The sequence below is a fragment of the Paenibacillus whitsoniae genome (assembly GCF_003955665.1).
Lineage (GTDB): Bacteria > Bacillota > Bacilli > Paenibacillales > NBRC-103111 > Paenibacillus_E > Paenibacillus_E whitsoniae.
Genome location: NZ_RXHU01000039.1, coordinates 4,166 through 16,479, shown reverse-complemented (window position 1 = coordinate 16,479; position 12,314 = coordinate 4,166). Strand labels below are relative to the sequence as shown.

At 53.4% G+C, this 12,314-nt stretch carries 14 protein-coding genes; 8 read left to right on the top strand and 6 right to left on the bottom strand.

Annotation, left to right across the window (positions count from 1 at the left end):
* Positions 1-66: 66 nt before the first annotated feature.
* Positions 67-720, bottom strand: coding sequence for a TetR/AcrR family transcriptional regulator (locus tag EJQ19_RS13980; RefSeq protein WP_126141851.1), 654 nt, complete (start codon positions 718-720; stop codon positions 67-69).
* A gap of 302 nt (positions 721-1,022) precedes the next feature.
* Between EJQ19_RS13980 and EJQ19_RS13975 the strand changes: the two genes are divergently transcribed.
* Positions 1,023-1,412: a MerR family transcriptional regulator gene (locus tag EJQ19_RS13975; protein ID WP_126141850.1), complete on the top strand. Its 390-nt coding sequence runs from the start codon at positions 1,023-1,025 to the stop codon at positions 1,410-1,412.
* A gap of 76 nt (positions 1,413-1,488) precedes the next feature.
* Here the strand turns inward: EJQ19_RS13975 and EJQ19_RS13970 are convergent, their stop codons facing one another.
* Positions 1,489-1,851 carry a hypothetical protein gene (locus tag EJQ19_RS13970; protein WP_126141849.1) on the bottom strand — a complete coding sequence of 121 codons (363 nt, stop codon included), beginning with the start codon at positions 1,849-1,851 and terminating at the stop codon, positions 1,489-1,491.
* A gap of 178 nt (positions 1,852-2,029) precedes the next feature.
* Here EJQ19_RS13970 and EJQ19_RS13965 point away from each other — a divergent pair, with 178 nt between their 5' ends.
* Positions 2,030-2,581 carry a PadR family transcriptional regulator gene (locus EJQ19_RS13965; RefSeq protein ID WP_126141848.1) on the top strand — a complete coding sequence of 184 codons (552 nt, stop codon included), beginning with the start codon at positions 2,030-2,032 and terminating at the stop codon, positions 2,579-2,581.
* Between the two features lies 1 nt (position 2,582).
* Here EJQ19_RS13965 and EJQ19_RS13960 read toward each other — a convergent pair whose 3' ends face one another.
* The gene (locus EJQ19_RS13960; protein ID WP_126141847.1) at positions 2,583-3,470 is read right to left on the bottom strand and encodes a LysR family transcriptional regulator; all 888 of its coding nucleotides are present in this window, start codon (positions 3,468-3,470) and stop codon (positions 2,583-2,585) included.
* 115 nt (positions 3,471-3,585) lie between these two features.
* Here EJQ19_RS13960 and EJQ19_RS13955 point away from each other — a divergent pair, with 115 nt between their 5' ends.
* From EJQ19_RS13955 to EJQ19_RS13945, 3 genes are all read left to right on the top strand, one after another.
* Positions 3,586-4,977 carry an MFS transporter gene (locus EJQ19_RS13955; RefSeq protein WP_126141846.1) on the top strand — a complete coding sequence of 464 codons (1,392 nt, stop codon included), beginning with the start codon at positions 3,586-3,588 and terminating at the stop codon, positions 4,975-4,977.
* 165 nt (positions 4,978-5,142) lie between these two features.
* Entirely contained in the window at positions 5,143-6,360 is a 1,218-nt protein-coding gene (locus EJQ19_RS13950) for an MFS transporter (RefSeq protein ID WP_206438416.1), read from the top strand.
* A gap of 169 nt (positions 6,361-6,529) precedes the next feature.
* Positions 6,530-6,742 (top strand): helix-turn-helix domain-containing protein, encoded by a 213-nt coding sequence (locus tag EJQ19_RS13945; RefSeq protein ID WP_126141845.1) that lies wholly within the window; start codon positions 6,530-6,532, stop codon positions 6,740-6,742.
* Between the two features lie 737 nt (positions 6,743-7,479).
* Here EJQ19_RS13945 and EJQ19_RS13940 read toward each other — a convergent pair.
* The gene (locus EJQ19_RS13940; RefSeq protein ID WP_126141844.1) at positions 7,480-8,844 is read right to left on the bottom strand and encodes a TrkH family potassium uptake protein; all 1,365 of its coding nucleotides are present in this window, start codon (positions 8,842-8,844) and stop codon (positions 7,480-7,482) included.
* Positions 8,845-9,031: 187 nt separating this feature from the next.
* On the opposite strand from EJQ19_RS13940, the gene EJQ19_RS13935 reads away from it, so the two are divergent.
* Together EJQ19_RS13935 and EJQ19_RS13930 are read left to right on the top strand one after the other, a co-directional pair.
* Entirely contained in the window at positions 9,032-9,907 is an 876-nt protein-coding gene (locus EJQ19_RS13935) for an AraC family transcriptional regulator (RefSeq protein ID WP_126141843.1), read from the top strand.
* Between the two features lie 103 nt (positions 9,908-10,010).
* Positions 10,011-10,832 (top strand): type II CAAX endopeptidase family protein, encoded by an 822-nt coding sequence (locus tag EJQ19_RS13930; protein ID WP_126141842.1) that lies wholly within the window; start codon positions 10,011-10,013, stop codon positions 10,830-10,832.
* Between the two features lie 28 nt (positions 10,833-10,860).
* On the opposite strand, the gene EJQ19_RS13925 is transcribed toward EJQ19_RS13930, so the two are convergent.
* Entirely contained in the window at positions 10,861-11,142 is a 282-nt protein-coding gene (locus EJQ19_RS13925) for a transporter suffix domain-containing protein (RefSeq protein ID WP_126141841.1), read from the bottom strand.
* 154 nt (positions 11,143-11,296) lie between these two features.
* On the opposite strand from EJQ19_RS13925, the gene EJQ19_RS13920 reads away from it, so the two are divergent.
* The gene (locus EJQ19_RS13920; protein WP_126141840.1) at positions 11,297-11,893 is read left to right on the top strand and encodes a TMEM175 family protein; all 597 of its coding nucleotides are present in this window, start codon (positions 11,297-11,299) and stop codon (positions 11,891-11,893) included.
* 99 nt (positions 11,894-11,992) lie between these two features.
* Here EJQ19_RS13920 and EJQ19_RS13915 read toward each other — a convergent pair.
* Positions 11,993-12,314: DUF2306 domain-containing protein (locus EJQ19_RS13915; RefSeq protein ID WP_164716549.1), on the bottom strand; the 322-nt coding region annotated here is incomplete at its 5' end.

The window sequence follows — 12,314 nt, the reverse complement described above, 5'->3', positions numbered from 1 at the left end:
AATCACGCTCCTTGAGCTCATTATATTTTTGATTGAGTTATCAGTCAACCAAAAAAAAGAAAAAGCCTAATCCGGCTTGAAAAACGAAGTGGCGGATTCGGCGATTTGATCGAACTTTTCGCTCATTGTGTGGTTCACTTCTGTCTCTGTCAGACCTTGAGCGGTAAGCTCCTGAACCAACTGATCCAAGTAATTCATGCCTTGTGAGATGGCACCCCAGAACTGCATAGCCATTAAGCTTGCGTCGCCCGGACGGATCATGCCGTGCTGAATGCCTTTGTCGATCGCCCTCACCATCGGCTGAATAAAACTTTTCATCCAATCGAAGGGAGACAACTCTCCGGGCTCATACAGATGATGCAGATCAAGACTGATGCGCATATAAAATCGCTGGGTCTGGGAATCGGTGATGACGCGCTCGCAGATGAGTTTGGCGTAGCTCTGGAATTGGGCAAGCACCGGCATGTCTTGTTCAAAATAGGTCGTTGTATAACGGAGGGATTGCTCCGTCATGTATTCGTACAGCTCGCGGAAGAGCTGTTTTTTGTTTTTAAAGTAATAATACACCAGTCCATGCGCAAGACCTGCCTGAATAGCGATATCGCCTAAAGTGGCTGCAGCGTAGCCTTTTTCAACATACACACGGATGGCCGCCTGCAAAATTTCTTGCTTGCGCTGCTCACGAATAAGCTCGTTCTGTTTCTTTGTACGAGGGGACATGGGATCACACCTTGGTTTGATTTTATTACCAGTATACGTCATGGCGGTCGAGATGAAAAATGCTTGAATATAGCATAACTTTTAAGCGCTTGACTTGGTGTGTACACCAAGTTGTAACATGGGTTCTGCGGTGACCACAAGCGCAACGTTCCTTTACTTACAGGAGCGAGCAGAGGAGCAAGGTTCCCGAATCATCGTCCGTTATGCTACACTTGCGGAAGACGGGCCCACAGGAGGCTTCTTTAATGAACAAGGCGTTCTTCCTTGGTAACGTAATTCCACTACAATAGGGAGGTCTTCGGATGAGCGGGAGCGACACGGCGTATTCCATTAAGCAAATATCCAAAAAGACGGGATTAACGGAGGATGCGCTCCGCTATTACGAGAAGATCGGACTGCTTCCCCCGGCAAAAAGAAAAGAGAACGGGCGGCGCGTCTATCACGAGGAAGATATGCAGCTGATGGAGCTCATCATTTGTTTAAAGAAGATGGGAGTGCCGCTGAAAAATATTAAAGAATTTGCTTCGCTGTCCTATGTCGAAGATATTGTGTCCGTCCCTGAACTGTATGAGAAAGTGCTGATGTACAGGGAAAGGATTCAGACCCAGGTGGATCACTTGCAGAAGATTTTGAGCGTCTTGGATTATAAAATTACGCATAAGAAAAGCTTGCTGAAGGATGCGTCGAAATAACGATGGTTGAACACGCTCTGGGGTAATAGAACAGCTCATATCTAAAAGGATGTGGGCTATTTGGCGCGCAATGCCCTTAACCAAGCAGCAGCTTCTCCTCCTGCTCATCCCACATGCCGAACAAAGCGTGCAAGGCTCCCCCTGTGTAGGCGCCAACCACTTTTACGTTGCGATGCACCAGCTGAACCGCAACCATCATCGAGACAAACTCGTCTTCTACGCGCAGCTTAGCGACCGTTTCCTTATCCCCGGTGATCAGGACGAATCCGCTCAGATCACTTCCGTGCGGCTCAAGAAGCACCACCTCAAAGCTCTCGATCTTGCCCTCCAATTGCAGTCGCACACAGTATTGCATCGCATTGTTGAGCGTGGCTTTTGCAGTTTTCTCGCGCCCCGGAATAATCTCGCCCCAACCAACCAGTAATGAACCTTTCGCCATTTGTTATTCTCCTATCTCAAGTTTAATATAGGTTAAATTTAACCTATAAAGAAATTAACACGAAAATTCTACTCGGTCAATAGTGATATAGGTTATTTTTAACTTATGTTTTGGTGTGCTATACTACAGCTATCCGAGTCGGTAATTTCAGTACACAAAAGATAAAGGAGTGAAGCGCATGAGTTCTTTTCGACATGCCATGCTAACCTTGTTGGCGCGGGAACCGCTCAGCGGATATGATATGAAGCAGCAAATGAACAGTCGGATGGGTCCTTTCTGGAAAGCGGGTAGCAATCAAATTTACCCCGAACTGGTCAAGATGGAGGAAGAAGGCCTGGTCGAGCTTGAAGTCGTGCAGCAGCATGATTATCGTCCGGCACGCAAAGTATATTCAATCACCGAAAGCGGAAGGCAAGAATTGAAGCGATGGACCATGGAGCGGGCGGAGCCGGAGACCATTCGGGACGAGTTCCTGCTCAAGGCGTATAACCTCTGGCTGGCCGATCCCGAAACCATGATGCTCAGGCTGGAGGAGAAGAAGAAGGAGCACGAGGAGAAATTGCGGATCTACCTGGACAAGGTAAGCGAGCTCAACGGCCTGTTGGATCCGTCAAATCCCCAAGATCCTATCTTATCCAGTCTGTCTGTCGTGGAGTTCGGAATTGAGTATGAGAAGCTGTACATGAAATGGTGTTCCGACCTGGCAAGCAAGCTTAAAAATCGCCAATAACCTACGGGCGCTCGTCAGACAGGGAGGCGAAGTAGTCGATGACGAATTCGCGGAATTCCAGCGCAGCTTGCGACATGTATCGGCTCGTATTCCACAATAGCGCGATTTCTCGTACCAGTGTATGATTGTCGATTTGCAGGTAATGGATTGATTCTCTCGCATTTTTGGCTGTGCCGGGGATGAAGGCGATGCCGATTTCGGCCTCTACTAATGCAGCCAGCCTCGCAGGTTCGTCACCTTCATACACATAGTGAGGTGAAAATCCGACCGACTGGCATAAAGCGTCCACGAAGTTACGGGCGCCGTACCCTTTTTGGACGCCGACAAACGATTCGTTTCGCAGTTCAGCCAAGGATATATTGCTGCGCCGGGCCAGCGGGTGTCCCTTGGGAACCGCCACGAAGATGGGATCTATGCACACCACTTGGCAGGCGATGCCTTCTTCCTGAATCGGAGGCGACGATAGGCAGAAATCGACCTCGCCTTTATGAAGGAGCGAAATCAGGCTCATCTCGTTCATCATTTGTACGTGGAATTGTATGTGGGGACGCTTTTTCCGAAAACCCCGCAGGAGTTGGGGCAGCGGACTTGCCGTCGTTACCGCCAATTCAAGCGTGCCGTGCTCAGGACTAGATAAATCCCGCAGCTCCTGTCGCCCTTGCTCCAACTCATACAACGCTTTTTCCGCTCGGCGAAGAAATCGGGTGCCAAATTCGTTCAAGCGGAGCTTCCTCCCCGTTCGATCGAACAGCGGAACGCCGAGATCTTCCTCTAACCGCTGGATCGTTTTGCTTAAGGAGGACTGAGTGACATGCAGACTCCGCGCAGCTTCTGTCATATGTTCCAAGCGAGCGACGGCGAGAAAATAATGCAATTGCAACAGTTCCATGGGGCAGCCTCCAATCATTCCTTATAATCAATGAAATCATAACATGAAATGCCTTGGAGTAAATGGACGATTTCCAGTACGATAGGGTCAACATCTTTGGAGGAGGAAGTTGCCCATGAATCGGGTACGCAACCAATGGCTCATGAGCGCTGTCGGTTTAGGCATATTGCTAAATCCACTAAGCTCATCAATGATTTCTGTCGCAATCGCCAGGCTGCAGCACGTATATGAATTGGATTTTACAAAAGTATCCTGGATCGTCTTCTGCTTCTACCTGGCGAGTGCGGTCGCACAGCCTGTAATGGGCAAGGCCAGCGACATGTTCGGCCGCAGAAAAATATTTCTGACCGGTCTCATCGTCTCCTTCGCTGCTTCCTTGCTCGCTCCGTTGTCCCCGAATTTTGGATGGCTGCTGGTGTCCCGCACGGTGCAGTCGATCGGCACGAGCATGATGGTCGCCGTAGGCATGGCGATTGTCAGAATCGAGGTGAAGGAAAAGCAAGCGGCGGCCTTGTCCGTGTTGTCCATGTTCATGTCCGGCGCAGCGGCCATCGGGCCGTTTGTTGGCGGCGTTATGCTCCAGTGGGGGGATTGGCCGGCGATTTTCATCGTGTGCCTGCCTTTCGCGGCTGCCAGCTTCATTCTCAGCTGGCGAGTGCTTCCTAAGGACGCACCTGCTACGGCAGCAGGCACCCGGTCCTTTCGGACATGGCTGGAATGGATGGATGCGCCGGGCATTCTAATGTTCACGATCGGTTTGATCAGTCTGCTCGTCGGCTTGCTGTCGGCGAAAACAGCCGGTCAGTTCTCATGGATGAGTGGGAGCGTCTGCTTGCTCGGAATCGCAGCGCTGGCGGTTTTCGTACGGCGCGAGCTGAGGACGGCTTCGCCCTTTATTCCGCTGCGCACATTCGCTCAGCACCCTGCCTTGACAGGGGTCAATGTCCAATATTTGCTCGTCAATTTGCTGTTTTACGCCCTGTTCTTCGGAGTGCCTTCTTATTTGCAGATGGTTCGCCATGTCAGTGAATTCCATACAGGACTTCTGATGCTGGCCATGGGCCTCAGTTCATTAATCGCTTCTCCAATTGCGGGACGCTGGGTGGATCGAGCCGGGCCTCGGCCTGTGCTCATCGTATCTGCGATCATGATGACACTCGGTTCGGTGTGGCTGGCGCTATTGAAAGAATCGTCACCAGTGATCAGCGTCTGCTTCGCGTTAGCGGCGTTTGGGTGCAGCAACGGCCTGAATGCCGTGGGGCTGCAATCGGCGCTATTCAAAAGTGCTCCTAAATCGATGATCGGCGTTGCCTCCGGGCTGTTCAATACGTCGAGATATGTGGGAACGATTCTCTCCTCCTTGTTGACCGGCTTGATGATGGGAGGAAGCTTTAGTTTTACGGGGTTTCGCAGGCTCGCGATGGTGCTTGCCGTTATCGGCATTGCCATGGTGTTCATGAGTCTGCGGCACAGGGACGCAAATCTTGTACAAGGTTCTGATGCGTAAAGCCTGAGCTTGGCGAGTTGAATGAAGTGTGGGGCACTTTTTTACAATTCAGCATTCCAATCCGCCGCAAGGCAGTCGTATAATAAAAATTATCCATTTGCAGGGAAGGGACAAGCCCAACCGCTTTGTGATGTTCACTTCATGATGTAAAGGGCGTGACCGTGTTTGTTGAAAAATAAAGATTCCATTTTGCGGCAGCCGTCGTTTAACAAGTTCTGGCTCTCGCGGATGTTCTCCTCGACTTCGTTCCAGATGCTCTCCGTCGCGATTGGCTGGCAGATGTACGATCTGACGCACGATGCGTTCAGTCTCGGTTTCGTGGGTCTGGCCCAGTTTATCCCGATGGTGCTGCTGACGTTTGTGGTCGGACAGGTTGCAGACCGTTTTGATCGACGCCGGATTGTGTTCATCTGCCAAGGGATCGAGGCGCTGATCGCTGCCCTCCTCCTATTTGGCAATGTGAACGGTTGGCTGGGCAAGGAGGGCATTTTTGCGGCGGCGGCGATACTTGGCGCCTGCCGGGCTTTTGAAGGACCGACTTCGTCGGCCTTGCTGCCGCAGCTCGTTCCCAAGTCGATGCTGCAGCAGGCAATTGCCTGGAGCACGTCGGTCGGGCAGACGACGCAAATTTTGGGACCGTCCTTGGGCGGACTGCTTTTCGCGTTGGGGCCGGTTTCCGTATACGGTACGGCAGCCGTAGCGCTCCTCGTCGCCGCGATCCTGACGTTTCTTATCCGGACAGAGCCGATTGAGCGCAAGTTCGAGCCAGTGACGCTGCGCTCCGTATTCATGGGGCTGTCGTTCATTTATCGGCACCCGATGATTCTGGGTACAATTTCGCTGGATTTGTTTGCGGTGCTTTTAGGTGGGGCTACGGCGCTGCTGCCGATTTTTGCACAGGATATTCTGCATGCCGGGCCTGTCGGCCTCGGGCTTCTGCGTACGGCACCGGCGGTTGGCGCGCTGCTAATGTCCATCGTCCTGGCCTACTTCCCGCTGAAAAAGGCAGTGGGCCTCAAGCTGTTCGCTGCGCTCGGCGTGTTTGGGCTCGCCACGATGCTCTTTGCCATTTCGACCAATATCGCAGTATCGCTGTTTGCTCTGTTCCTTGTCGGCGCGTCGGATGTCGTCAGTGTCGTGATCCGGTCATCGTTAGTACAGCTCCAGACGCCGGACGACATGCGGGGCCGAGTGAACGCGGTTAACTCGCTTTTTATCGGGACGTCGAATCAGCTGGGCGAGTTTGAGTCTGGCATCGTGGCCGGGTTCATTGGCGCGGCACCTGCGGCACTCGTGGGAGGAGTGGGCACGCTCGTTGTGGCAGGCTTATGGATGTATCTGTTCCCGTCGCTGCGGCGGATGCGGTCATTGGCGGAGGAGTAGCAGTCGAGTCGTAGCCGCGGCTACTGACGCGTAAAATGAAGCATGCTGGCTATCCACGAAGCCGCCGTTGTGATGGCTGAAATTGAAATGGATTCCGGCCGTCCCGAATAAGGCGCAGACCCTCTGGTTACGATGAAAGTAAACGTGACCAGGGAAGGGAGAAGGTCTGATGAAGGTTGAGCTTGGCAAATGCCTGCTGCAAGAGCGATTGGACGAACGTGGCGTGTCGCGCGAGGAGCTGGCTAGGGCTCTGCATTATAAGCCGGAGCGGCTGGCGGATTATATGGAGAATAAGCGGGTCATGCCGCTGCAAGTGGCAATCTCCATTGCCGATACCGTAGGGTGCGGCGTGCGGGAGTTGTATGAGTTACGGGAATCTTGAGCGTATAGAAAAGGCTGTAACCGGCGCCGAGGGGCGGGGTTGCAGTCTTTTTAGTATATGAAGACGAAGCGCCGCCCTTATTGTGCGTTCTGACGGTAGGGGCTAGACGAGAAAAGCAGCGGTCAAAGAAGAAGCCTGGGGGAGAGCCAGTAGTGTGTAAGGAGCGGAAAGTGGTGGAAGAGAGTAGTGTGCAAGGAGCGGAAATTGGTGGAAAGAGAAGTAGTGTGCAAGGAGCGGGAAGTTGGCGGGAGTGCGCAAGGAGTGGAAAGTTAGTGGAAGAGAAGTGGGTGCAAGGAACGGAAAGTTGGGGAGAGAGGGTAGTAGTGTGCAAGGAGAGAAAATTGGTGAGAGAGGGGAGTAGTGTGTAAGGAGCAGAAGTTGGCGGGAGGTGGGTGAGGGAAGCCGAGTGGATAAGGAACGGAAAGTTAGCAGAGGAGTTAGTTAAAACAATTTAAGTAAGCGTATACAACCCCTCTTATTTCACGCCAGGGTGGAGGAATTGCCCAAATAAGAGGGGTAAAGCCCTTCTATTTGCCCTCGTTGGCCCGAAAATGGCGGGTTTGGAAGCAAATAAGAGGGGTTAGCCACCTTTATTTCATGCCAATCCGCTCCAATAGCAAAAATAAGAGGGGTTTACCCCTTCTATTCGACGGGATCATACGGGGCGTCCCTAACGGCTGTGCGCCGATCCGCTACCGGCTAAACGATTCGCCGACATGCGGACGCGAATGAATTAATTAGCCTGTCATGACCCTTTCGACCGGATAGCGGTAGAGAGGGTTCTTTTTGTTGCCGCCCATCAGATTCAAGACGGAGGTAAGACCGATTCTTCCAAGGAACATAAGGACCATCAGAATACATTGGGCAAAAGAGCTGAGATCCGGCGTAATGCCGGTCGACAAGCCCACCGTGCCGAACGCGGAGCACACTTCCAAAAAGATGGCGACAGGCGAATGCTGGCGATCCGTGAACGAAATCGCGATCACTGAGACGCAGCAGAGCACGAGGGCCAGCATCGTGATGGCCAGCGATTTCAGAATGTCGTCCGGATGGACTTCGCGATTAAAAACCTTAATCTGCGGCTTCCCCTTGGCAAAGTTGTAGAGAAACAGCATGTTCAGCGCAAAAGTCGTCGTCCGGATCCCGCCCCCTACCGAGTTTGGCGAGCCGCCGATGAACATATATACGCTCATTAACAGGAGCGTCGGCAGCGCGAGCTGGTTAATATCCAGCGTCGTCACACCGGCGCTGCGCGTGGTTGCAGCTTGAAAAAAGGCATAGAAGAAGCGCTCGTGCCAGGACATGCCGCTAAAATAGTTGTTATGCTCGAACAGCAGAATCAGCAGCGTGCCGACTGCAAGCAGAATACCGTACGTAGATACGGTGAGTTTGGTAAAAAGCGAAAACCGATACGGCAGCTTGCCCAGACCTTTGTCGTGAGAAAGGAAAGCTTTAACCTCAAGCAGAACGGGAAACCCGATCGCGCCGAAAATAATCAGCACAACCGTGACGAGCTGTACGAAATAATCGCCGGCGAACGGCGTCATCGATACCCCGGTAATGTCCATCCCGGCATTCGTCGTGGCGCTGACGGAGGCGAACAGGCCATGGAGGAACGCTTCCCGCCAGGTCGGGTAATACTGAATAAACCGAATGCCTAAGATGAGCGCGCCGAGCAGTTCGGTGATCAGGAATATTTTCACAACATCCTTCACCAGCTTCACGAGGCCTGCCAGCGCAAATTGATTGTTGTCCACCATGATGAGTCGGCGTTCACGCAGGGAGATTTTGCGTCCGAGAAGCAGCCAGAACAGTGTGCTGATCGCCATAATGCCGATGCCCCCGAATTGCAGAACAAGCATAATCACAAAATAACCGAACACGCTGTACGTATCCGCCACGTTGAAGATGCTGAGCCCGGTATCGCTGACGATGCTGACCGACATGAAAACCGTATGAAAGAACGAGACGTCGGCCCCCGGTTTATGTACGCCCGGCAAGCTGAACAATATAATAGAAATGATAACGGCCATTACATAGTACCCGCTTACAACTTGCGCGGGGGAGAGGGACTTGAGCCAGACCCATTTTTGACGCAGCATAGGAATAATAACCCTTTCTGTATTGAACCTGAGCAGGGACCGGTTGGTATATCTTGGTTTACCCATCTTAAGAGTATGGTATGCGCCTAGGGAGTGGGCGTCAAGTGCATCCTGCCGGATGGTGCAGGGATTGACGGGTTTCGGAACGCGGATCTTGATAAAGTAGGGATAGAAAGGAGGTCGGCTTATGGATTCGCTGAAGCAAATGAATAGCGCACTCGCCTATATCGAGGAGCATCTGGACGCTGACATCGATATGAAAGAAGTAGCCCGGCGCGCGTGCTGTTCGGAGTATCATTTTACGAGGATGTTCTCGTTTCTTGCAGGGGTGACGCTGTCTGAACATATCCGCCGCAGGCGGCTGACGCTGGCCGCGCTGGAGCTTGCGGGCAGTCAGGCCAAGGTGATCGATGTTGCGGTAAAATACGGATATGCTTCCCCGGACGCGTTTACGAGAGCTTTTCAGGGGATGCATGGCATCACACCCTCCGAAGCCAGACAGGAAGGACGCCAGCTCAAAGCGTATCCGCCGATGACCTTTCAACTATCGATTCAAGGAGGACACGAGATGAAGTATCGGGTTGTGCAGAAAGACGCGTTTCGTATTGTAGGTTTGTATAAAAGGGTGCCTATTCAATTCGAGGGGGTGAACCCCGAAATTGCCGCAATGTGGCAGAGCTTGGATGAAGCCAAGATCAAGCAGCTCAAAAGTCTTTCAAACACCGAGCCTTCCGGCATACTCAGCGCTTCGGCCAACTTTTCCGAAGGCCGGATGGAGGAGAAGGGCGAACTCGACCACTACATTGGCGTGGCGACGACGGAGGCCTGCCCGGACAATCTGGCGGGGCTGGAAGTGGCGGCCTCAACGTGGGCTGTTTTTGAAGCGGTAGGTCCATTTCCGGAAACGCTGCAGGGGGTGTGGGGCCGGATTTATTCGGAATGGTTCCCTTCCTCCGGCTATGAACTGGCACCGGGGCCAGAGATTCTGTGGAACGCCGATAAGGATGTTACATCACCGGTGTTCCGCAGCGAGATTTGGATTCCAGTGGCGGCAAAAGGATAACAAGCGTGCTCCGGGCCCGCTCGGTCAGATTCAGTCTTCATTCTGGAACACTTCTACAGTATGATGAAGGAGATAGTGTTTATGAGCGGGGGGTGATTTGACGGTGGAGAAGTCGATGATTATCAAGCGGGGGATACATGTAGGGGTATTTGCGCTTGTGGCATTAAGCTGCGGTTGGATTGGCCGATGGCTCGACACCTATGTCGGCAGAGATGCGACGGGAAGTCTTGGCCAACTGCTGTGGATCGCGGCTCCAATCCTGACGATGCTGCTGCTGCGAGGCCTGGCCGGCGATGGCTGGGAAGACGCAGGGCTGCGTCTGCGGCTTCGGGGGAATGGCCGGTATTATGCTGGGAGCGTGCTCTTTTTTCCGGTGCTAACGCTGCTGGTGGTTGGCCTGGGCATCTGCGTCGGCTGGCTGAACTGGACCGGCATTTCGCTGCGGACGTATGCGGAAGCGTGCGCATTCGCGCTGATCCCGAGCTTTTTCAAGAACATCGCGGAAGAATTCGCCTGGCGGGGCTACCTGGCGCCATCGCTGCATCGCATAGGCGTTCCTCGCTTATGGTCGCATGTGACGGTCGGTCTTGTCTGGGGGGGATGGCACATTCCGTATCTGTTTCTGTTTACAACGACTTCCGAAGGAATGCTAACCTTCCTGCCGCGCATGCTTCTCGGTGTTGTCGCGATGGCCATCGTCTATGGTGAGATTCGGCTGCGCATAGGCAGTGTCTGGCCGGCCGTTATAATGCATACAGTGGGCAATGCGCTGGTCAATCCGTTAATTGCCGGGGAGTACCTTGCTATCGAAACGAAGCTTCAGGCCGTGGTGATGCCTAGCCCGGATGGGTGGATCACGATGGGGCTGACGGGGGCTGTCGGGGTGTGGCTCATGCTCGTGCGAAAAAAGAAAAAAACGGCATAAGCTATGCCGTTCAAGGGAGAGAGCTCGGTTAAGGGCTCTCTTTGTCTGTATGTTGGGCGGCACGCTGCCCCTTCCGCCAATTCTTCGGGTTGAGGTAGCTGCGAATGCGCTTGGCGACTTCCTTGCCGACAAAGAGGACGCCGATCCAGAAGCAAATTTCCGAGATCACAAGTGCGACGGAGATCACGCCAGTCTTGGTCTTGGTGTCAAGTGGCAAGAACGGAACGGTAAACGGCGTGAGCCATAGGGTCAGTGAGACGATGATGAAGGTGAGTCCTGCGCGATATAGAAATTTCTGTTTCGGGTTCATGAGTAGGCCTCCGTTACGTAGCTTCATTGCGTGCAGTCATTTCCTACGTTTGGAGGCGTTGGGGGTTTCAAAATCCTGATAGCTCCGGCGGGGCAAGATCTGGTAAAGTGGGGATAGCTCTTGTGAGTCTATTAACGAATAAAAGAGGTGCATCATGAAAGCAAATCGTATGGAAGCCTTCAGCGATGGCGTGCTGGCCATCATCATTACCATCATGGTGCTGGAGTTCAAAGTGCCGGAAGGCCATGACTGGCATTCACTGACAGGCCTGATTCCCAAAATTATGTCCTACATCGTGAGCTTCGTGTATGTGGGCATCTACTGGAACAACCACCACCATCTGCTGCACACAGTGCGGAGAATTAACGGCAAATTGATGTGGTTGAACATGCTGTTGCTCTTTTGCTTATCGTTGGTGCCGTTTACGACGGCTTGGATGGGGGAGAGCCACTTTGCTCCGACGCCGACGGCGTTGTATGGCATCGTGCTGCTGATGGCTGCTGTGGCGTATATGTTCCTGCAGCGGGCCATCATTGGCCAACACCCGGCTGACTCCGTCATCGTGTCCGCTATGGGCAAAGACCTCAAGGGCAAATTGTCGCCAATTCTGTATCTGCTGGCGATCATTATGGCGTACGTAATGCCGTGGGTGTCGTGCTTCTTCTTCGTGCTGGTCGCGATCGTCTGGTTCGTACCGGACAAGCGGATCGAGCAGGCGCTGTCGATGCACAATGAGGAGCATGGGGCGTAGCGTATGCTGATCTGCCTTGCTTCTCTGCTCACGCATGGGCGGTCAGGCCTGCTGCGCGCATAACGGCGCTCCTGCGGTTCGGGCAGGCGCGCCGCTGCCCTACCCCCGCATTGTTGAACGCGTCTGCTGCAGCCTGCGCATCAGATTTCGGTTTCGGCTCCGGCGAATCCAACGCTCCGCGAGCAGCAGATTCGGCAGCCATGCCAGCCAGGCGATGACGACGAAGGACGCGTTCGTTCCCAGGCCGAACAGCACCGCCGCCAGCGGCGTGTAGATGCGGAGCGTGATCGCCGCGCACGTCAGCGCATAGTTGCGCAGCATCCACGCGCCATGGGCTTGCGGATCGCGACGCACGAGCATGCTTTGCAGGCTGCGATACAGCGTGTACAGCCACATAAGCGACAGCATGGCGAAGCCGGTC